The following is a 19798-nucleotide window of genomic DNA, read 5'->3' as shown; positions in this document are numbered from 1 at the left end:
GCAGGGCAAGGTCCCGGTAACGCGTCGCGCACGCGCACAGCTGCGCCCACTCGCGCCAACGCAGCGCAGGCTCCTGCTTTTCCCGATTCCCGATTCCCGATTCCCCACTCCCGGCCGTCCAGCCTGATGCCCCTGTACCGCTACAAAGCGCTCGACGCCCATGGCGAAATGCTCGATGGCCAGATGGAAGCGGCCAGCGACGCAGACGTTGCGCTGCGCCTGCAGGAGCAGGGCCACCTGCCGGTGGAAACGCGTCTGGCCACCGGCGAAAACGACTCGCCGTCGTTGCGCATGCTGTTGCGCAAGAAGCCGTTCGACAACGCCGCGTTGGTGCAGTTCACCCAGCAGTTGTCCACGCTGATCGGGGCCGGCCAGCCGCTGGATCGTGCGTTGTCGATCCTGATGGATCTGCCCGAAGACGACAAAAGTCGGCGCGTGATCGGCGATGTGCGTGACACCGTGCGTGGCGGCGCGCCGCTGTCCTCGGCACTGGAACGCCAGCACGGGCTGTTTTCCAAGCTCTACATCAACATGGTGCGTGCGGGCGAAGCCGGCGGCAGCATGCAGGACACGCTGCAGCGCCTGGCCGATTACCTGGAGCGCAGCCGTGCGCTGCGCGGCAAGGTGATCAACGCACTGATCTATCCGGCGATCCTGCTGGCGGTGGTGGGCTGCGCGCTGCTGTTCCTGCTCGGCTATGTGGTGCCGCAGTTCGCGCAGATGTACGAAAGCCTGGACGTGGCCTTGCCGTGGTTCACCCAGGCGGTGTTGAGCGTGGGCCTGCTGGTGCGCGACTGGTGGCTGGTGCTGATCGTGGTGCCGGGCTTGCTGGGGCTGTGGCTGGATCGCAAACGCCGCAATGCCGCGTTCCGTGCCGCGCTGGATGAGTGGTTGCTGCGGCAGAAAGTGGTCGGCAGCCTGATCGCGCGCCTGGAAACCGCACGGCTGACGCGCACGCTGGGCACCTTGCTGCGCAACGGCGTGCCGCTGCTGGCGGCAATCGGCATTGCGCGCAACGTGATGTCCAATCTGGCGCTGGTCGAGGATGTCGACGCCGCGGCCGATGACGTCAAGAACGGCCATGGCCTGGCGATGTCGCTGGCACGCGGCAAGCGCTTCCCGCGGCTGGCCCTGCAGATGATCCAGGTCGGCGAAGAATCGGGCGCCCTGGACACGATGCTGCTCAAGACCGCCGACACCTTCGAGCTGGAAACCGCGCAAGCCATCGACCGCGCGCTGGCCGCGCTGGTGCCGTTGATCACGCTGGTGCTGGCCTCGGTGGTGGGGCTTGTCATCATTTCGGTGCTGGTGCCGCTGTATGACCTGACCAATGCCATCGGATAACGTGGCGTTGGATTCACAACAACTTTCCGGTGACCGCGCGACACCCATGCGGGAACCATTGCAATGCCCGCCGTGTCATCTTCTGGCGGCAGCATCTTTCATCGACGTGCAAGGAAATCGTTCATGATCAAGCGCTCCATCACCCGTAGTCCGTCGCGTGCAGGCCAGGCCGGCATGAGCCTGCTGGAAATCATCATCGTCATCGTCCTGATCGGCGCGGTGCTGACCCTGGTCGGCAGCCGTGTGCTCGGTGGTGCCGATCGCGGCAAGGCCAACCTGGCCAAATCGCAGATCCAGACCCTGGCCGGCAAGATCGAGAATTTCCAGCTCGACACCGGCAAGTTGCCGAGCAAGCTCGATGACCTGGTGACCCAGCCGGGCGGCAGCAGCGGCTGGCTGGGACCGTACGCCAAGCCGGCCGAACTCAACGACCCGTGGGGCCACACCATCGAATACCGCGCGCCCGGCGATGGCCAGCCGTTCGATCTGATCAGCCTGGGCAAGGACGGCCGCCCCGGTGGCAGCAGTTACGACGCGGACATCAAGTACCAATAAGCCGTTCGCCATGCGCGTTGCGTGTCAGCCGTTGCGTCATCCGCATGGAGTGGTCGGCCCTGGTCGTCCCCGCACGCGTGGCAGTTCGTTGCTGGAGATGTTGCTGGTCATCGCCCTGATCGCGATGGCCGGCGTACTGGCCGCCGCCGCGCTCAATGGCGGGATCGACGGCATGCGCCTGCGCACCGCCGGCAAGGCGATCGCCTCTCAGCTGCGCTATACGCGCACGCAGGCGATTGCCACCGGCACGCCGCAGCGGTTTCTGATCGATCCGCAGCAGCGCCGCTGGGAAGCACCCGGCGGCCATCACGGCGATCTGCCGTCGTCGCTGGAGGTGCGTTTCACCGGCGCGCGGCAGGTGCAGTCGCGGCAGGATCAGGGCGCCATCCAGTTCTTCCCCGATGGCGCCTCCACCGGCGGGCGCATCGATCTGCGCGTCAAGGACGCGACCTGGCGCGTGGACGTGGGCTGGATCACCGGCGAAGTGCGTTCCGGCCAGTTGCGGACGCCGGCGCCATGAAGCGCCAGCGCGGTTACACGCTGATCGAGGTGATCGTCGCCTTTGCGTTGCTGGCGCTGGCGTTGAGCCTGTTGCTGGGATCGCTGTCCGGTGCCGCGCGTCAGGTGCGTGCGGCCGACGAGAGCACGCGCGCCACCTTGCATGCGCAGTCGTTGCTGGCAGCGCAGGGCATGGATAAGCCGCTGGTGCCCGAGCAGCAACAAGGCACCTTCGAAGACGGGCATTTCCGCTGGTCGATGGATGTGCGCCCGTACGACGAACCACGACGCAATCCGCAGGCGCCGGTCTCCCCCGGCGCGCACACGCTGCTGCAGCTGACCCTGGTGGTGCGCTGGGGCGAGCAGCCCAACCAGGTCCTGCAGTGGCGCACCTTGCGGCTGGTGGCTGCGGCGCAGCCGGGCAGCGCGCCATGAGTCGCTCGCGCAGTGCCGGCTTCACCTTGATCGAAGTATTGCTGGCGACGATGTTGCTGGTCGGCGGGCTGGCATTGGCGTTTGCCACCTTGCGCTCGGCCAGCGCGGTCAGCCAGCGCGGCGAGGCGATCGCCCAGCGCAGCGAACGCGTGCGTGCGGTGGAAGAATTTCTGCGCCGGCGGCTGGCGGCGGCACTGCCGATCGCGATGGGCATCGACCCGCAGAGCCAGCAGCCGATGCTGTTCATCGGCGAGCCGCAGCGTCTGCGTTTTGCCGCCGATGTACCGGATTACCTGGGCCGCGGCGGGCCGTACCTGCACGATCTGTCGGTGGCCGGCGATGGCGAACAGCGCACGCTACGGATCGCATTGACCATGCTGCAATCGGGCAAGTCGATCGAAGAGGGCACCACGCTGCCGCCGGAAACACTTGCCGAAGACGTGCAGCAGGTGAGCTTTCGGTATCGCGGCATGGATCCGCAGAGCGGCCGCCTGAGCGCATGGTTGCCGCAGTGGGAATGGCACGACCGTCTGCCGTTGCTGGTGCGCATCGAGATCCGTAGCGGCGGTGCCGCCTGGCCGCCGCTGGTGGTGGCCTTGCCGCAATCCAGCAACCCGGGAGCAGGGCAATGAGCGCAATGCGCGGTGCCGCGCTGGTGTTGGTGCTGTGGCTGATTGCGCTGCTCACCGCGATGATCGGCGCATTCGCGCTGACCGCGCGGGTGGAAGCACTGCAGGGCAGCATGCTGCGCAATGGCGCGCAGGCGCAGGAATATGCGCGCTCCGGGCTGGAATACGCATTGTCCCGCCTGCAGAGCACCGACACCCAGGCACGCTGGCTTGCAGACGGCCGGCGCTATCGTTGGCAGATGGACGATGCCACGGTGGAGATCCGCATTACCGACGAAAGCGGCAAGGTGGACTTGAACATGGCCGAGCCCGCGCTGCTGGCCGGCCTGATACGCGCGGTCGGTGGCGAACAGGGCCGCGATACGCGCATTGCCGGTGCGATCGTCGACTGGCGCGATGGCGATTCGCTGAGCCAGCCCGGCGGCGGCGCGGAAGATCGCGATTATGCCGATGCCGGATTGCCGTACGGCGCCAAGGATGGCCCGTTTGAAACGCTGGGCGAGTTGCGCCTGGTGCTGGGAATGGATGGCGAGCTGTATCGCAAGCTATTGCCCAACCTCACCCTGTACAGCGGACGCTCGCGCCCCGAAGCGCGCTTTGCGCCGGGCCCGGTGCTGACCGCGATGGGCCTGGATGCGCGGCAACTGCTGGCCCAGCGTGACGCGCCGCCGGGTTTGCCGGGCAGCGAGGCGACGGTCGGTGGGTCGGACACTTATAGTATCGAGAGCCGGGCGCGACTGAGTCAGGGACGCGAGGCTGTGTTGCGGGCGGTGGTCTCCACCAGTGCGTCCGCATTACCTGGGTCGGCATATACCGTGTTGCGTTGGGAAGAGGGAGCAGCAGTGCAATGACCGCATGGCGGGACACCTTGGGTCGTATCGGCGTACGCGCCATGCCGGGAGCCGGAGGCTTCTGGCGTTGGTGGCAACAATCGCTGCTGGCCTGGCTGCCGCAGCGCTGGCAATGGCAGTTGGGCCTGTCGCCGTCGCGGCTGTTGTTGCAGCCCGATGGGCAGGCATTGCAGTTGCTGCGTCAGCGCGATCACAGCAGCGAGACCATCGCCAGCCTGCCGTGGCCGGTGCAGCCGCAGGAAGTCCATGCCTTGTTGCCGACCGCGCTGGAAGGCCTGCCGCGGCATTGGCTGCTGCCGGCCGCGCATGCCTTGCGTCGTCCGTTGCGCCTGCCTGCTGCGGCAGCGGCGCGGCTGCAGGATGTGGCGCGCTTCGAGATCGATCGGCAAACCCCGTTCACTGCCGACCAGGTGTACTTCGATGCGCGCGTGCTGGACGTGCGCGAGGACGGCCAGCTCGATGCCGAACTGGTGGTGGTGCCGCGGCGCCTGATCGATGGCCCGGACGGCGTGCCCGACGCATGGGCCAGCGCCTTGTCCGGCATCGATGTCGCCAATGCGCAGGGCCTGCCACTGGGCGTGAACCTGCTGCCGCCGGCGCGGCGGCTGCGGCGCAGCGACCCGATGCAGCGCTGGAATCTGTTGCTGGCCGCCGCCGCACTGGTGCTGCTGGCCGTGGCCGGCTGGCTGCTGCTGGACAACCGCCGCCAGGCCGCCGACGACTTGCGTGCCAAGGTGCAGGCCAACGCCGCGCGTGCGCGCCAGGTCGCCGCCGAACGCCAGCAATTGCTGGATCTGGTCGAAGGGGCCAACTTCTTCCAGCAGCAACGCGCCACCCGCCCCACCTCGGTGGAAATCTGGGACGAACTGAGCCGGCGTCTGCCGGGCGGCACCTACCTGGAAAAATTCTCGGTCGAAGGTGGGCAATTGCAGTTGATCGGCTTGAGCAACGAAGCCTCCTCGCTGGTGCGGCGCCTGGAAGGCTCGCCGCTGTGGCGCACGCCCTCGCTGACCGGCGTGTTGCAGAGCGATGCCGGTCGCAACGTCGACCGCTTCACCATCACCGCCGAACTGGCCGGCCCCGATGCCAAGGAGGCGGCCGATGCCACGCAGCGTTAAGCGCGATCGCTGGATCGCTTTGGGCCTGCTGTTGCTGGTGATCGGCGTGGCCTATCTGGTGCTGGTGCACCCCTGGTTCACCCAGCCGATGATCGCGGTGCAGGACGACCTGCAAGCGCTGCGCGAGCGCGAGCTGCGCGTGCGCGTGCAACTGCAGCAGGCGCCGGAAGTCAGCAAACGGCTACGCCAGGCGCGCCAGACCCTGGAAAGCCGTCCGGGCTTCCTGCCGGAAACCTCGGCCGAACTGGCTTCGGCCGGCCTGGTGCAGCGGCTGGAACGCGCGGTGGTGGAAGCCAGCCCCGGCAACCGCAGCTGCGCGATCAGCAACCGCTCGCCGCTACAGCCGGAAAGCAAGGACCGCTTCACCCGCGTTGCGGTGCAGGTGCGCCTGCGCTGCGGCACGCCGGAGCTGGCCTCGGTGCTGTACAGCCTGGAAAACGGCACCCCGCGCCTGTTCGTGGACAACCTCAACGTGATGGCGCAGCGCTACCAACTCTCGCCCAACGAAAGCGGTAACGGCCTGGACATCGCCTTCGAACTGGCCGGCTACCTGCGCCCTGGCGCCAGCGCCGCGCCGTTGAACACCGACGCCGCGCCCGCCGCCCCCGACGCCGCGGAGGCCAGCAATGCGCCTTGACATGATCGGCCTGCGCACCTGGCTGCTGGCCACCGTGGTCGGCTGGGCGCTGCTGGTGTGCGTGCTGGCGGTGGCCGGGCTGGGCAAGCGCGTGGAGCTGCTGCCGGACGACCCGGCGCTGGTGCAGCGCCTGCCCACCTTGCCGGCACCGGCGCCGGAACGGCTGGGCGCGTTCGAAAAATATTCGGAGATCGCCGCGCATCCGGCCTTCGCCGAAGACCGCCTGCCGCATCCGTTCTTCCTGTCCGGCAATGACGGCAGCAGCGCCGCCTCGACGGTGCGCCTGACCGGCGTGCTGCTGGCGGACAACTTCAAGATGGCCACGCTGACGCTGGATCCACAGGATTCGGTGCGTGTGCAGCTGGGCGGCGAAGCGGTCAAGGGCTGGCGCCTGCTCGCCCTGCAGCCGCGCAGCGCAACCATCGAAGGCCCCGGCGGCACCCAGACACTGGAGCTGCACGTGTTCAACGGCCTGGGCGGGCAACCGCCCACCGCCAATGCGGGCGCGCGCGGCGCTGCCGGCGCCATGCCGCCGTTGCCGTCGCCCGATGCCGCCGCGGCCGCACCGACGCAGCCGCCGCAGACCCAGCCCGCCACGCCGCCACAGCAGCCCGGTGGGCAGACACCGCCGACGGTGCCGCCGCAGCGCAGCGATGGCGCCCAGGAAGCCCCACGCCCCTCCGATGATCAGATGCGCGCCATCCGCGAACGTATCGAAGCCCGACGCCGCCAGCTGCAACAGCAGCGCCAGAGCGGCTCTACCCCCGGTCAGACCCAATGAGTGAACGCATGACGCAGCGCCTGTTTCCCGTGTCCCTGCTGATCGGCCTGCTGGCCGGTTGCGCCACCACTCCGCCGCCGGACGTGCGCCGCGACGCGCGCCTGGACCCGCAAGTCGGCGCCGCCGGCGCCACCCAGACCAGCGCCGAGCAACGCGCCGAGGGCAATGCCAGCGCCAAGCCCACCCCGGTGATCCGGCGTGGCAGCGGCACCATGATCAACCAGAGCGCGGCGAGCGCGCCGGCACCGACGCTGGGCATGGCCAGCAGTGGCAGCGCCACCTTCAACTTCGAAGGCGAATCGGTGCAGGCGGTGGTCAAGGCGATCCTGGGCGACATGCTCGGGCAGAACTACGTCATCGCCCCCGGCGTGCAGGGCACCGTGACCCTGGCCACGCCCAATCCGGTCTCGCCGGCGCAGGCCTTGAACCTGCTGGAAATGGTGCTGGGCTGGAACAACGCGCGCATGGTGTTCAGCGGCGGCCGCTACAACATCGTGCCGGCCGACCAGGCGCTGGCCGGTACCGTCGCGCCCAGCACCGCATCGCCGTCGGCCGCGCGCGGTTTCGAAGTGCGCGTGGTGCCGTTGAAGTTCATCTCCGCCAGCGAAATGAAGAAGGTGCTCGAGCCCTATGCGCGCCCGAACGCCATCGTCGGCACCGATCCCTCGCGCAACGTGATCACCCTGGGCGGCACCCGCGCCGAGCTGGAGAACTACCTGCGCACCGTGCAGATCTTCGACGTGGACTGGCTGTCCGGCATGTCGGTGGGCGTGTTCCCGATCCAGTCCGGCAAGGCCGAAAAGGTCTCGGCCGATCTGGAGAAGGTGTTCGGCGAGCAGAGCAAGACGCCCAGCGCCGGCATGTTCCGTTTCATGCCGCTGGAAAACGCCAACGCGGTGCTGGTGATCACCCCGCAGCCGCGCTACCTGGACCAGATCCAGCAGTGGCTGGACCGCATCGACAGCGCCGGCGGCGGCGTGCGGCTGTTCTCGTACGAGTTGAAGTACATCAAGGCCAAGGATCTGGCCGACCGCCTGTCGGAAGTGTTCGGTGGGCGCGGCAACAACAGCGACTCCAACGCCTCGCTGGCCCCGGGCTCGGAAACCAGCGTGCTTGGCGGCGTAGCCGGCAACCGCGACAGCAGCATGGGCGGCAGCTCGGGCACTACCGGCGGCAGCATCGGCGAGAGCAGCGATGGCAGCTCCTCCGGCAGCAGCTTCGGCGGCAGCAGTGGCAGTGGCAGCAGCAGCGGTGGACTGGGCAACGGCAGCCTGCAACTGTCGCCGCGCAGCAACGGCAATGGCGCGGTGACGCTGGAAGTGGCAGGCGACAAGGTCGGCGTGTCGGCGGTGGCCGAGACCAATACCTTGCTGGTGCGCTCCACGCCGCAGTCGTGGAATTCGATCCGCGACGTCATCGAAAAGCTCGATGTGATGCCGATGCAGGTGCATATCGAAGCGCAGGTGGCCGAGGTGAATTTGACTGGTGCGCTGAGTTACGGCGTTAACTGGTATTTTGAAAATGCAGTAAATGCACCGGCAACCGCGACCGATGGCGGTCTGACCAATGGAACGGGTATCGGTCTGGGTGCTGGTCTTGCAAATGCAGCGGGACGTAACATCTGGGGTGACATCGCTGGGAAAGTTGGTAGTGGAGGGGTTGCTTGGAGTTTTCTCGGCAAGAATGCTGCGGCCATAATCACTGCGCTGGACCGTGTAACCAATGTCCGCCTGTTGCAAACGCCATCGGTATTTGTTCGAAACAATGCCGAGGCTACACTTAATGTCGGCTCGCGTATCGCAATTAACTCGACTTCCATCAATACCGGTCTTGGTAGCGACAGCAGCTTCTCTTCAGTTCAATACATCGACACGGGCGTGATTCTGAAAGTGCGTCCACGCGTAACCAAGGATGGAATGGTGTTTTTGGATATAGTTCAAGAAGTCAGCAGTCCAGGCGACCGTCCAGCTGCGTGTACGTCAGCAACGGCAACCGTCAATGCTGCAGCTTGTAATGTCGACATCAATACACGTCGGGTCAAAACTGAGGCCGCAGTGCAGAGCGGTGACACCATCATGTTGGCCGGTCTGATCGACGACAGCACGACCGACACCAGCGACGGCGTTCCGTTCCTCAGCAAGTTGCCCGTAGTAGGTGCGCTGTTTGGAACTAAAGGCAAAAACAACACTCGCCGCGAAGTCATCGTGCTGATCACCCCGTCGATCGTGCGCAACCCGCAGGAAGCGCGCAATCTCACCGACGAATACGGTCAGAAGTTCAAGGCCATGGAGCCGCTGAAACCCAGCCAGAAGCCGCAATGAGTGCGGCACTGCCCGTCGTGCTGGTGCCGGTCGGCACCGACGACGAGGCCTTGGATGCCTGCCTGGGCGCACTGGATGCCGCCACGCCCGCCGGCACGCGGGTGTGGCTGGCCGACGACGCGCAGGCCGGCCCGCGTGGCCGCGCGGTGATCGAGCACTGGTTGGCGCGCACGCGGCTGCAGGCGCATCACACCCGTCGTCAGCGCATGCTCGGCGAGGTGGCCCATCTGGACGAAATGCTCAGCGGCTGCGGAGATGCCGATGTGGTGGTGCTGGGTGTGGATGCCTGCCCGCTGCCGGGTTGGTTGAATCAGCTCGACGCCTGCTTTGCGCGCGATGCGGCGATCGCCACCGCCACCCCGTGGAGCAATGTGGGCGAAGCCTGCAGCTGGCCACGCCTGGGCGAACTCAATCCGATGCCTGCCGCGCCGGAGCGGCTCGCCGCTGCGTGCGCGGCGATGCCGCTACTGCATCCGGAACTGCCGTCGGCAATCGGCCACGCGGTGCTGCTACGCGGCAGCGCGCGGCGCAAGGCCGGCGGCCTGGACGCCAGCAGCTATGGCTCCTGGTATGCGGCATTGGTGGACCTGAGCCTGCGCATGGCTGGCCTGGGCTGGCGCAACGTGCTGTGCGACACCGCCTTCGTCGCCTCGCCGCACGAAGGCCGCCCTGCCGATGGCGACATGGATGCACTGGCCACACGCTGGCCGGCCTGGCACGCACGCCTGGCCAACTTCCTGATGCACGACCCGCTACGTGCGCAGCGCGATCAACTCGCGCAGTTGCTAGCCGATTTACCGCCGCCGGATCCACAACGCAGGCTATTTGACGCGTAGAACAGCTGCCAAAGCGGCATGCTCACCGTCAGGCGGGCGCAGTCGATGTTCGGTGGACTCGTACAGTGCAGTTCTTGAGCGCTGTCCTATGCAACCTGACGACTACTCGCCCTGCGGTGAGTGCAGTGGCTTTGTCGGCCCTATGTTGATGGATGCTAAGGGAAGTCCAGGTCAAACGCCGAGTGGGTCGAGGGCGCGCTGCCCTCACCGCTAGCGGGACACGCCGTGAACCCGTCCCTGGGGACCGTGTGGCGGCATCCATGCCGCCACACGGTCCCGCGATCGGCGAGGACACCGCACCAGAGAGTGAGTCGGTTGCTTTGTTGAAAACATGCACACCGACCATCTCGACTGGTCCTTGCCCGCCCACCGTCGCGGGACCTTACGCGGCATGGATGCCGCGTAAGAGCTTACAAGGACGTACTTGCAGCGTGTCCCGCGATGGTGGGCGGGCAAGGGCCCTGCAGCCAGGCTGCAGGGGCGGTGACTGACGTGACGTCGTCTTGTTAGCCGCTCAAGAAGCCGACCGCATCGGTGCCTCGGTGCGTACCACCACATCCAGCGCATCGTGGCGCCAGGATTCGATATCCAGTTCCACCGCGCGGCCGTCTTCGGCGAAGCTGATCCGCTGCAGCCGGAAGCAGGGTGTGCCGGTGGTGGACTGCAGCAACAGGGCTTGCGCGGCGTCTAGCCCGGCCGGATGCATCGACAATTGCGCGCGGCTCAGGAACAGCCCGAGTTTCTGGTTGAACACACTCGACAGCGAGCCGGCCAGGTCGTGCTCCAGCAGGCCCGGCGCCCAGGCGGCCAGCACCACGTTGGTTTCCAGCAGCACCGCGCGGCGGTCGATCCAGCGCCGGCGTTGCAGCACGAAGACTTCTTCGTACGGCGTCTCCAGCCGTAGCGCTGCGGCGTAGGCAGCACCGGCCGCCTGTCGGGTGGCACTCAACAGCTCGGTGCGCGGTTTGCGCCCTTGCGCCGCCACGTACTGCATGAAACCGGCGATGCTGGTGGGGTCGTAGCGCACGCGCGGTGCGCTGACAAACCAGCCGCGCCGGTTCTCGCGGTAAATGCGGCCCTGCGCTTCCAGTTGCTGCAAGGCCTCACGCAAGGTGATGCGGGTGCAGCCGAAGCGTTCGGCAAGCTCGCGCTCCACCGGCAGGCGTTGATCCGGGCCCCATTCGCCTGCGGCGATCTGCGCGGAGACGATTTCGGTGATGGCGTGTTGGCGCGACGCGCTCATGCGGCGATCCGCCGATGGTGGCTGCGGCGCATGTGCAAGGCAGTCAGATAAGAGAGGTGCATGCGGCGATGGTAAAGAAGAACGCGCCCGCAAACTGCAGGTGGCTCAGGCAAGGCCTGCCAGGTTCTGCTGCTGTTGGGTTTTCCAGCTGCGCCATCCATACAGCGCCAGCAGCACGAAGCCTGCATACAGCAGTGCGGTGGGATACAGCCCCTTGCTGACGAACACGCCCACGTAGACGCAATCGAGCACGACCCACAGTATCCAGTTGGCGATGCGCTTGCGTGCGGCCCACACGCTGGCGACCAGGCTGAAGCTGGCCAGCGCCGCATCCAGCCACGGCAGTGCGGCATCGGTGCGGTGATGCATGTAGGCACCGAGTGTGGCAGCGAACACGGCACCGATGCACAGCGAGATCCACAGTTCCGCCTGCGGCATCGGCAACGGGCGAATGCGTGTCTGTGTGGCCATCCCGCGCTGCCACTGCCACCAGCCGTACAATTGGGTCAGCACGTAGACGCCTTGCAGCAGCATGTCCGAGTACAGCTTCCACTGATAGAACAGCCAGGCATACAGCGCCACCGCCACGATGCCGACCGGCCAGCACCAGCGAATGCGCCGCGCGGTCAGCCAGACACCGAGCAGGTTGATCACGACGGCGGCAGATTCGAGCAATGACATGGAAGGTCTGGGGAAGATGTCTGATGGAAGAGGGATCGAGGGCAGGGACGCAGAACAGTTCAACGCGACCGTGCGAGCAGGCCGAGCGCGTTCACCGCCTGCAGCCGATACCTGCAGCGCACTCGGCCCGCGCAGCAGCGCTGTCGCGTAACCCGTGCAGCTCGGACGTCAGCGGATCGCATGGCCGCATCGGCTGCGTTTAGAAGTCCACCTGCACGGTCAGACGCGCCGTGCGCGGCGCGCCCGGGAACAGGTACGCATCGCCCTGGTATTCGCCGCTATCGCGCCAGTAGCGCTTGTCGAACACGTTGTCCACGTTCAAGCGCCAGGTGGTGGCCAGGCCGCCCAGCGCGGTGGCGTAACGCGCGCCCAGGTTGGCCACGGTGTAGGCCGGCACGCTGGCGTTGCCGAGCCGGTCGGCGAACTTGCGCCCGCTGTATTGCACGCCTGCCAGCAGCGCCAGGCCATCGATGCCGGGCACGCTGTAATCGGCCTGCAGGCTGGCGCGCAGCTTGGGCACGTTGATGGCCTGATGGCCTTCGTACTCGGCAATGTCGGTGTCTTCGGCACGGGCGCGGATGGCGGCAACGCTGGCGAACACGCGCAATTGCTCGGTTGCCGCGCCATCGGCCGACAACTCCAGGCCGCGGTTGTGCAGGCGGCCCTGTTGCACATAGCGCAGGCCACCATCGGCCTGCGGCTGGGTGAACTGGTAGGCCTGGCGGATGTCGAACAGCGCCGCGCCCAGGCGCAGGCCGTCGAGCTCGAATTTTGCGCCGGTCTCCAGCTGGTAGGCATTGGTCGGCGGCAGGATCTCATCGGCGTTGTCGGCAAACCACGGGGCGGTGCCGCCGGCGGCCAGACTCTTGGCGTAGCTGGCGTACAGCGATACCTGCTGCTGCGGTTTGAACAGCAGCGCGGCCTGCGGCAGCAGGGTGTCCTTGCGCGTGCGTCGCTCAAGCACGCCATCGCGGTCGAAGCTGCGCTCGTCCAGGCGCACATGCCGCGCGCCCAGCGACAGCTCCCATTGCGGTCCCAGCCCGATCCGGTCGGCGACCACCAGGGCGCGTTGGCGGCTGTCCAGGCGCCGTTGCTTCGGGTCCAGGGCGACGTCGGTCTGTGCAAACACTTCGGGGTCGCGGTCGATGCTGCCGCTGCCGACGAATTCGTTGACCGAACCGAAGCGATCGATGGTGCGGCGTAGCCAGTCGCCGCCGATGCTCAGGCGGTGATCCAGCGTGCCGGTGAGCACACGGCCTTCCAGCGTGGCGCGCAGTTGATCGTGCACGCGGGTGTCATCGGGGCTGCGGTAGTCGTAGACGTCGTACTCGCCTTGCGCGCCGAAGAAATTCGGGGTGACGCTGTCGGCGCAACTGATCGCGCCATAACAGCCCCAAGCGAACGCGGAGAAATCATTGATCACCGAACGGCTGCGTGACGCTTCAGCGGTGGCGCGCCAGTCGTCGTTGAATTGGTAGGCGTAGCGCAGCTGCGCATTGAGCGAATCCATCTCCACCGGCCGCGACCACGGCTGGTAGCCGAGTAGGCGATGCACATCGATGTCGCGCGGTACCTGGGTGCCGCCCAAGAGTTGATAACCCGGCACCGAGCGTTGCTGGCGATGCTGATACTCCACATCCAGCTGCAGCAGCGACTGCGGGCTGATCTTCCAGTCGCCGGCCAGCGACAGGAAATTGCGATAACCGTCGGCGTGGTCGACATAGCTGTTGATGTCCTCGCGCGCGGCATTGACGCGCAGGCCCAGACTGCGCTCGGCGCCGAACCAGTCGCCCAGGTCGGCGGCCACATAGCGCGAGCCCTGCTCGTCGGTGCCCAGGGTCACGCTGCGCACGTGCTCGGGCCGCTTGGTGCGGTAGTCGATCAGTCCGGCCGGTTCGTTGACACCCGATTGCAGCCCGGCCAGGCCCTTGAGGATCTGCACCTGCTGCTTGTTTTCCAGTGCAATGGATTGCTCGCCCACCGCGCTCAGGCCGTTGATGCGGTAACTGTTGGCGGCGTTGAGCGAATAGCCACGCACGACGAAATTCTCGTAGTAGCCGATCGGGGCGTAGGCGTCACCGGCGGAGGCATCGGCGCGCAATACCTCGCTGAGCACGCGTGCCTGACGGTCGAGCAATTGCTGGCGCTCGATCACCGCGATCGAGGCCGGCGCATCCAGCAGCCGCGTGGCGCCGAAGCCGGTCAAGGCCGTGTTGGCGTCGATGCGTTCGCCACGCACGTTGACCGCATCCAGCTCGACTGCCTCGGCACCGGGTTGTTGCTGCGCGAGGGCAGGCGTGGCGATGCACAGCGCAAGTGCAAGCGCGAGCGGGCGGCGGTGGGGCAGGGGGGCGGACAGGTGCATGCGCAGGGCTCGAAAAGGAGAAGGAAAAACGCTCATGGCAACCGGCGCGCGCGTGCGTGCAGATGATCGAGCAGACGCTGGCCATCGGCGCTGGCAAACCAGTCCGCATGGCCGAGCAGGTAACGGTGATAGGCGATATCGGCGTTGTCGGCCGAGCGGGTGATGCCGGCGAAGTATTCGATCTCGCTCAGGGCGAAGTCGGCATGCACGATCGGCAGCAAGGCCGCCAGCTGCCGCAGCTGCGCGGCGCCCAGTGCGTAGTGCCGGGCGTAGCCGTCCAGCAAGGCGTCGAGCTGCTCCAGCTGCGGCTGCGCGCGCTGCCCCGCATCCAGGTTCAACCATGGGATCAGATTGCGTTCGATCGCCGTGGCCAGGTCGAACATCGCAAAGCTGCGGTCGCACAGGCCGAAGTCGAACACCGCGCTGACCTCGACGTCGCCATCGTCGTGCGTGCGCCACAGCAGGTTGGAGGCATGCCAGTCGCCATGCGTCCACAGCGGCGGCAGGGCGCCAGGCGCTGACAGCACCGGCCAGGCCCGGGCGTGCCAGGGCAGCAGGTGGTCGGTCAGGTCGCGGCGCCAGGGCCGGTCCTGAAAATCGGCGGCCAGGCCGGGGCGCGACAGCAAGGCCTGTTCCACCGCCCGGAGCGGGTCGGCCTGCGCGAACAGGGCCAGGTTGGCCACCAGTACGCTGCTGCGGCGTGGCGGCGCATCGAACCCCTGTGCTGCCAGATGCAGGCGTGCCAGCGCGGCACCCGCCGCCGACGCATGCGGGGCGCTGGTAAAGGGCGTCCACGACAAGGCATCCCGATACAGGTCCTGGCCGAGCCCTGCGCGCTGCACTTCGTAGACCCAGTCCGCGTCGGCCAGGGCGGTGCGGCCCGCGGCATCGTGCAGCACCTCGACCACCGGTGCGCCGGCCCAGCGCAGATGCGCCATGAAGACGTGCTCTTCGCGCAACGCGGCGACATTGCGCACGCTGCGGTGATGTCGCTTGACGATGAGCGTGCCGCTGGCGGTGTCCACGCAGGCGGCGGCGGAAAACGGGCGGGCGCTATGCCAGCGAATCAGTTCGCTACCGACGGGAGCGGAAAAGTGCTGCAGCACGCGACGGATTTCGTCGGCGGTCAACACCGGCCAGTCCGGCAGCGCCAGCTCCAGGCTCATGCCATGCACCTGATGCGAGGTGCTCATGCGCCCGGCTCCGGCAATGCGGTGCGGATCAGTGGTATAGACCAGTCGATCGGTGCCGAAGCAGCGGACCCGGCGCGCGCGCCGGCGACAACACGGACGGCGCTGCCAGGCCGTCGTTGCGGCGCGCCCGCCATCAGGCGGTTGCGCTGCAGGGAATGAAAAGGCAGCGCAACACCGAAAGGTCGCTGGCCGTCATCTCGACACTAAAAATGTGGGGCGCGCCGTGGGCGGCGCCTGCGCAAAACCGCTGGGCGGTTCCGGGCGCGCAGTATGCCTGTTGCTGCTGCCAGCCGCCATGTCGGCGCTGGCAGACGCACGATGGCGTTGCGCCGCCCCGGCACCGGATAATGGCCGGATGACTCCCGTCCAGATTGCCGCCGTTGTCGTCACCTATCAGAGCAGCAGCACCATCGATGCGTGCCTGTCGCGGCTGCGCGCGGCCGAGGGCATCAGCGAGATCCGGGTGGTCGACAACGCCTCCAGCGACGACACCCTGGAGGTCGTGCAGCGGCATGCGCTGGCCGATGCGCGGCTGCACTTCATCGCCAATCCCGACAACCCGGGTTTTGCGAGCGCCTGCAACCAGGGCGCGCGCGACTCGCAGGCGCCCTGGCTGGTGTTCATCAACCCGGACCTGATGGTCGAGCGCGACACATTGGCGCAGCTGTGCGCACGCGCGGTCGGGCACGCGGCGGTGCTGTTGGGCGTGGAGCAGATGGACGAGCACGGGCAGCCGGATGCCGCGGTGCGTCGCCGTGACCCGGATTTTGCCGCGATGCTGCGCGCGCCGCGCGCTGCCGCCCAGCTGGCGGTGCCGGCCGATCCGTCTGTGCCCCTGCAGGTGGTGGACGCCATCTCCGGCGCCTTGATGCTGATGCAACGCAGCCTGTTCGACCGGCTTGACGGCTGGGACGGCGCCTACCGCCTGCATGCCGAAGACCTGGACCTGTGCCGGCGTGCGCGTCAGGCCGGCGCGCTGGTGGCGGTGGCCAACGATCTACGGGTCGTGCACGTGCGCGGCGTGTCCAGTCGTGCGCGGCCGTTCTTTGTCGAGTGGCACAAACACCGCGGCCTGTGGCGCTATTTCCGCAAGTTCGAGGCGGGCCAGCGGGGGCTGCTCACCCGGCTTGGCGTATGGCTGGCGATCTGGACCCACGCCGCCGCCCAGGTGCCGCGATTGTTGCAAAAGAGATGAGCTCGCTCGCGTTAAATTTGTGATAAATCAGTGATGGGTGGCGGCACTTAACTGTGATACGTTTCGCCTCGAAGTGTGATCAATCACTAGCTTCCTGTCCCTTCCGGGTCCCCCATCAGGAATCGTGCAAATGTCCTTACAGAACGACCCGCAATTGCGGGTACGTCAGCCGTGCGCCGCCGCGCTGCAGTCCAGTCCGGTTGTCTCGCCCTCTTCTCTTGATTCCATCGCTCGCCGCGTACCGGTGGCTGCGCTGTCGGCGCTCGCGCTGAGCTGCCTGATGGCGGCCTTGCCGGACACGGCCGTGGCAGGCGCCTGGACCCAGCCGCAGGGCGACACCCTGGTGATCGTCAAGGCGCTGCATAGCGATGGCACCGGCTGGTTCGACGATGCCCATCACCGTGGCGATTTCGGCAACAACGGACGCAGCCGCCAGGACCAGCTCAATGTCTACGTCGAGCATGGCCTGAGCGACACGCTGAGCTTCATCGGCAATTTCTATTTCACCGAAGTCGGTTTCAACAACGACGAACCGGTGAACAATGCGCCCGGACGGGCACGCCGCAGCACCACCGGTTTTGCCGATCAGGAGATCGGCCTGCGCTACGCACTGCCAAGCGCGGCCGACGATGTCTGGCGTAGCTCGGTGCAGGCCCTGGTCAGCATCCCGGCCTATGGCCGTAGCAAGACCTATCACCCGAACAATCCTGGGCGCGACCCCGCGCTCGGCCTCGGCGACTACGGCCTGGAGCTGCGTTACAGCCGCGGCCGTGGTTACACGCTGGGCGGGCGCAACGGCTACGTCGATCTGGGTGGCGCGGTGCGCCTGCGCGGCAGTGCCGCTTCCGACGAAGTGCGGGTGGACGCGTCCACCGGCCTGAGCCTGACCCCAAGCTGGTTGCTGCTTGGCGAAGTCAACGTGATCCAGGGCCTGGGTAACGGGCGTAACGACGCGTTTGTCGTTGGTTCGACACCTGGCGATTCCGGCTTTGTCGCCACAGGCACCAACTACGACCTCACCAAGCTGCAGCTGTCCACGCTGTACACCGCGCCGGGCGGAAGCCAGTGGCAGGTGGGATATCAGCAGCCCGTCATGGGCCGCAACACCGGCGCCGCAGGTGGGCCATTCGTGGCCGCCTGGTGGCGGTTCTAAGGACGCCACGACAATGACGGTCACCTGCGAAATGGACGCGCTGGGACGAGCACCGGACATCGGCCGCGAACGCGGTCTATTGGGTCGCGCGCTGGTCACGGCAGGCGTCATCACCGACGAACAGCTGCGTTCTGCGCTGGCGTTGCAGCAACGCTGGAACTCGCGCCTGGGCGATGTGATCCTGGCCCAGCGCGGCGTGCCGGCGCAGCGGTTCTACGCCATCGTTGCCGCGCATTTCGGCCTTGAGTTCATCGATCTGGTACAGCAGCCGCCGGATCCGGAACTGCTCACTCCCGGCGATCTGGGAAGTTACGCGCAGCGCCTGCTGCTGCCGTGGCGTCGCGAAGACGGCGTGCTGGTGCTGGCCGTGGCCGATCCCGACTCGGCGGTGTTTGCCTGGGCGCGTGCGCACTATGGCGAGGACGTGCGTTTTGTCGGCACCGCCAAGTTCGACATCATCTGGAGCCTGCAGCGTTACGCCGACGAGCAGCTCACCGACAACGCACTGAACCTGCTCGCCGCGCATGCGCCGACCTATTCGGCGCGCCAGGTGGTGACGCGCGGACAGAAGTTCACGCTGTGGGCAATCGCCGCGGTGCTGGTGATTGCAATGGTGCTGTTCCCGGTGCCGGCCCTGATCACCGTCAACGTGCTGGTGGCGCTGGGCTTTCTGGCGACCTTCGGGCTGAAGCTGTTGCTGGTGTGGTTCGGCTCGCGCCACCGCATCGACATCAAGGTCACCGAGGACGAAGTGGCCGCGCTGCGCGATGACGACCTGCCGGTCTATACCGTGCTGGTGCCGATGTACAAGGAGCCGGAAGTCCTGCCAATCCTGGCCAACGCGCTGCGCAAGCTGGATTACCCGATCAGCAAGCTCGACGTGAAGCTGGTGCTGGAGGCGGACGATTTCGACACCATCGAGGCCGCCAAGAAACTCGGCCTGGAGGCGTTCTTCGAAATCATCCGGGTGCCGCCGTCGCAGCCCAAGACCAAGCCCAAGGCCTGCAACTACGCGCTGCATTTTGCGCGTGGCGAACTGCTCACCATCTACGACGCCGAAGACAAGCCCGAGCCGGATCAGCTCAAGCGCGTGGTGGCGGCATTCCGCAAGGCGGAAAAGGATGTGGTGTGCATCCAGGCGCGGTTGAACTACTACAACGCCGACGAGAACTGGCTGACGCGGATGTTCACGCTGGAGTACACGCTCTGGTTTGACTTCTACCTGCCGGCGCTGGAATACCTGCGCATCCCGATTCCCTTGGGCGGTACCTCCAACCACTTCCGTCTGGATGTGTTGCGCCAGGTGCGCGCGTGGGACCCGTACAACGTCACCGAAGACGCCGACCTGGGCGTGCGGCTGATCCAGAACGGCTACCGCGTCAACGTGGTCAACTCCACCACGTTCGAAGAAGCCAACGTCAGCATTCCCAACTGGATCCGGCAGCGTTCGCGCTGGCTCAAGGGCTATATGCAGACCTGGCTGGTGCATATGCGCGACCCGGTGCATCTGTATCGCAGCACCGGGTTCAAGGGCTTCTGGGGCTTTCAGTTCTTCATTGGCGGCGGTTTCTTCACCGCGTTGGGCGTGCCGGTGCTGTGGGCGCTGTATGTGGTCTGGGCAGTCACCGGGACAACCGCGTTCGAGCGCTTTTTCCCGCCGTGGCTGGCGACCGTGTCGTTGGTCAATCTGTTGTTGGCCAATGCGTTCTTCATCTACATCACGCTGGTGGCTGCGTTCAAACGCGACTACTTCAAGCTGGCGCCCTACGCGCTGACCGTGCCGTTCTATTGGGCGCTGCAGTCGATCGCCGCTTACAAGGGTCTCTGGCAGCTGATCCACAATCCGTTCTATTGGGAGAAGACCACTCATGGCATCAGCAAGCATTCGGAAAACGAGCGCCGCGCCGCACTCGAAGAGTGAGTCGGCAGTTTCGCGTCGTCACAGCGGGCTGCCGGCGTTTCT

Annotated in this window: 18 protein-coding genes; 14 read left to right on the top strand and 4 right to left on the bottom strand. The window is 66.6% G+C overall.

The window, feature by feature from the left end:
* The first annotated feature begins 126 nt into the window (after positions 1–126).
* The 11 genes from ABQY64_RS17140 (at position 127) to ABQY64_RS17090 (ending at position 10005) form a co-directional block, all read left to right on the top strand.
* The gene (locus tag ABQY64_RS17140; RefSeq protein ID WP_211920909.1) at positions 127–1344 is read left to right on the top strand and encodes a type II secretion system F family protein; all 1218 of its coding nucleotides are present in this window, start codon (positions 127–129) and stop codon (positions 1342–1344) included.
* 123 nt (positions 1345–1467) lie between these two features.
* The gene (gspG, locus tag ABQY64_RS17135) at positions 1468–1899 is read left to right on the top strand and encodes a type II secretion system major pseudopilin GspG (protein ID WP_024939118.1); all 432 of its coding nucleotides are present in this window, start codon (positions 1468–1470) and stop codon (positions 1897–1899) included.
* 10 nt (positions 1900–1909) lie between these two features.
* Entirely contained in the window at positions 1910–2419 is a 510-nt protein-coding gene (locus tag ABQY64_RS17130) for a GspH/FimT family pseudopilin (protein ID WP_039525438.1), read from the top strand.
* Positions 2416–2832, top strand: coding sequence for a prepilin-type N-terminal cleavage/methylation domain-containing protein (locus tag ABQY64_RS17125; protein ID WP_029218999.1), 417 nt, complete (start codon positions 2416–2418; stop codon positions 2830–2832). Before ABQY64_RS17130 ends, ABQY64_RS17125 begins: the two co-directional genes overlap by 4 nt.
* The gene (locus ABQY64_RS17120; protein WP_016901925.1) at positions 2829–3464 is read left to right on the top strand and encodes a type II secretion system protein J; all 636 of its coding nucleotides are present in this window, start codon (positions 2829–2831) and stop codon (positions 3462–3464) included. Before ABQY64_RS17125 ends, ABQY64_RS17120 begins: the two co-directional genes overlap by 4 nt.
* Positions 3461–4312: a general secretion pathway protein GspK gene (locus ABQY64_RS17115; RefSeq protein WP_102253417.1), complete on the top strand. Its 852-nt coding sequence runs from the start codon at positions 3461–3463 to the stop codon at positions 4310–4312. The genes ABQY64_RS17120 and ABQY64_RS17115 overlap by 4 nt, the downstream gene beginning before the upstream one ends.
* On the top strand, positions 4309–5430 hold the full coding sequence (locus ABQY64_RS17110) for a PilN domain-containing protein (protein ID WP_029219000.1): 1122 nt from the start codon (positions 4309–4311) through the stop codon (positions 5428–5430). Before ABQY64_RS17115 ends, ABQY64_RS17110 begins: the two co-directional genes overlap by 4 nt.
* Positions 5414–6067, top strand: a complete 654-nt coding sequence (gspM, locus tag ABQY64_RS17105; RefSeq protein ID WP_016901906.1) for a type II secretion system protein GspM — start codon at positions 5414–5416, stop codon at positions 6065–6067. The genes ABQY64_RS17110 and gspM overlap by 17 nt, the downstream gene beginning before the upstream one ends.
* Positions 6057–6848: a type II secretion system protein XpsN gene (xpsN, locus tag ABQY64_RS17100; RefSeq protein ID WP_349779418.1), complete on the top strand. Its 792-nt coding sequence runs from the start codon at positions 6057–6059 to the stop codon at positions 6846–6848. The genes gspM and xpsN overlap by 11 nt, the downstream gene beginning before the upstream one ends.
* On the top strand, positions 6845–9169 hold the full coding sequence (gene gspD / locus ABQY64_RS17095; RefSeq protein ID WP_349779419.1) for a type II secretion system secretin GspD: 2325 nt from the start codon (positions 6845–6847) through the stop codon (positions 9167–9169). Before xpsN ends, gspD begins: the two co-directional genes overlap by 4 nt.
* Positions 9166–10005, top strand: a complete 840-nt coding sequence (locus ABQY64_RS17090) for a glycosyltransferase (RefSeq protein WP_349779420.1) — start codon at positions 9166–9168, stop codon at positions 10003–10005. The genes gspD and ABQY64_RS17090 overlap by 4 nt, the downstream gene beginning before the upstream one ends.
* 514 nt (positions 10006–10519) lie before the next feature.
* Here ABQY64_RS17090 and ABQY64_RS17085 read toward each other — a convergent pair.
* From ABQY64_RS17085 to ABQY64_RS17070, 4 genes are all read right to left on the bottom strand, one after another.
* Positions 10520–11248, bottom strand: a complete 729-nt coding sequence (locus tag ABQY64_RS17085; protein WP_016901893.1) for a UTRA domain-containing protein — start codon at positions 11246–11248, stop codon at positions 10520–10522.
* Between the two features lie 105 nt (positions 11249–11353).
* Positions 11354–11929 carry a nicotinamide riboside transporter PnuC gene (gene pnuC, locus ABQY64_RS17080; RefSeq protein ID WP_349779421.1) on the bottom strand — a complete coding sequence of 192 codons (576 nt, stop codon included), beginning with the start codon at positions 11927–11929 and terminating at the stop codon, positions 11354–11356.
* A gap of 199 nt (positions 11930–12128) precedes the next feature.
* Positions 12129–14294 (bottom strand): TonB-dependent receptor, encoded by a 2166-nt coding sequence (locus ABQY64_RS17075; protein ID WP_349779422.1) that lies wholly within the window; start codon positions 14292–14294, stop codon positions 12129–12131.
* Positions 14295–14326: 32 nt separating this feature from the next.
* A complete protein-coding gene (locus ABQY64_RS17070) occupies positions 14327–15487 on the bottom strand; it encodes an aminoglycoside phosphotransferase family protein (protein ID WP_349779423.1) in 1161 nt (386 codons plus the stop codon).
* 355 nt (positions 15488–15842) lie between these two features.
* On the opposite strand from ABQY64_RS17070, the gene ABQY64_RS17065 reads away from it, so the two are divergent.
* The 3 genes from ABQY64_RS17065 to ABQY64_RS17055 all read left to right on the top strand — a co-directional run bounded on the left by ABQY64_RS17065 (position 15843) and on the right by ABQY64_RS17055 (position 19756).
* Complete coding sequence (locus ABQY64_RS17065) at positions 15843–16682, top strand: glycosyltransferase family 2 protein (protein ID WP_349779424.1); 840 nt, start codon at positions 15843–15845, stop codon at positions 16680–16682.
* Between the two features lie 130 nt (positions 16683–16812).
* Positions 16813–17835, top strand: coding sequence for a hypothetical protein (locus ABQY64_RS17060; protein WP_164741791.1), 1023 nt, complete (start codon positions 16813–16815; stop codon positions 17833–17835).
* A gap of 13 nt (positions 17836–17848) precedes the next feature.
* Positions 17849–19756 (top strand): glycosyltransferase family 2 protein, encoded by a 1908-nt coding sequence (locus ABQY64_RS17055; RefSeq protein ID WP_349779425.1) that lies wholly within the window; start codon positions 17849–17851, stop codon positions 19754–19756.
* Positions 19757–19798: the final 42 nt, after the last annotated feature.

Source organism: Xanthomonas sp. WHRI 7065, assembly GCF_040203115.2.
Lineage (GTDB): Bacteria > Pseudomonadota > Gammaproteobacteria > Xanthomonadales > Xanthomonadaceae > Xanthomonas > Xanthomonas arboricola.
This window is presented reverse-complemented; position numbering and strand designations above follow the sequence as displayed.

Excerpts from the sequence above, each read along its gene's own strand:
- ABQY64_RS17140 (WP_211920909.1), top strand. The coding sequence starts at position 127 with ATGCCCCTGTACCGCTACAAAGCGCTCGACGCCCATGGCGAAATGCTC.
- gspG (WP_024939118.1), top strand. The coding sequence starts at position 1,468 with ATGATCAAGCGCTCCATCACCCGTAGTCCGTCGCGTGCAGGCCAGGCC.
- ABQY64_RS17130 (WP_039525438.1), top strand. The coding sequence starts at position 1,910 with ATGCGCGTTGCGTGTCAGCCGTTGCGTCATCCGCATGGAGTGGTCGGC.
- ABQY64_RS17125 (WP_029218999.1), top strand. The coding sequence starts at position 2,416 with ATGAAGCGCCAGCGCGGTTACACGCTGATCGAGGTGATCGTCGCCTTT.
- ABQY64_RS17120 (WP_016901925.1), top strand. The coding sequence starts at position 2,829 with ATGAGTCGCTCGCGCAGTGCCGGCTTCACCTTGATCGAAGTATTGCTG.
- ABQY64_RS17115 (WP_102253417.1), top strand. The coding sequence starts at position 3,461 with ATGAGCGCAATGCGCGGTGCCGCGCTGGTGTTGGTGCTGTGGCTGATT.
- ABQY64_RS17110 (WP_029219000.1), top strand. The coding sequence starts at position 4,309 with ATGACCGCATGGCGGGACACCTTGGGTCGTATCGGCGTACGCGCCATG.
- gspM (WP_016901906.1), top strand. The coding sequence starts at position 5,414 with ATGCCACGCAGCGTTAAGCGCGATCGCTGGATCGCTTTGGGCCTGCTG.
- xpsN (WP_349779418.1), top strand. The coding sequence starts at position 6,057 with ATGCGCCTTGACATGATCGGCCTGCGCACCTGGCTGCTGGCCACCGTG.
- gspD (WP_349779419.1), top strand. The coding sequence starts at position 6,845 with ATGAGTGAACGCATGACGCAGCGCCTGTTTCCCGTGTCCCTGCTGATC.
- ABQY64_RS17090 (WP_349779420.1), top strand. The coding sequence starts at position 9,166 with ATGAGTGCGGCACTGCCCGTCGTGCTGGTGCCGGTCGGCACCGACGAC.
- ABQY64_RS17085 (WP_016901893.1), bottom strand. The coding sequence starts at position 11,248 with ATGAGCGCGTCGCGCCAACACGCCATCACCGAAATCGTCTCCGCGCAG.
- pnuC (WP_349779421.1), bottom strand. The coding sequence starts at position 11,929 with ATGTCATTGCTCGAATCTGCCGCCGTCGTGATCAACCTGCTCGGTGTC.
- ABQY64_RS17075 (WP_349779422.1), bottom strand. The coding sequence starts at position 14,294 with ATGCACCTGTCCGCCCCCCTGCCCCACCGCCGCCCGCTCGCGCTTGCA.
- ABQY64_RS17070 (WP_349779423.1), bottom strand. The coding sequence starts at position 15,487 with ATGAGCACCTCGCATCAGGTGCATGGCATGAGCCTGGAGCTGGCGCTG.
- ABQY64_RS17065 (WP_349779424.1), top strand. The coding sequence starts at position 15,843 with ATGACTCCCGTCCAGATTGCCGCCGTTGTCGTCACCTATCAGAGCAGC.
- ABQY64_RS17060 (WP_164741791.1), top strand. The coding sequence starts at position 16,813 with ATGTCCTTACAGAACGACCCGCAATTGCGGGTACGTCAGCCGTGCGCC.
- ABQY64_RS17055 (WP_349779425.1), top strand. The coding sequence starts at position 17,849 with ATGACGGTCACCTGCGAAATGGACGCGCTGGGACGAGCACCGGACATC.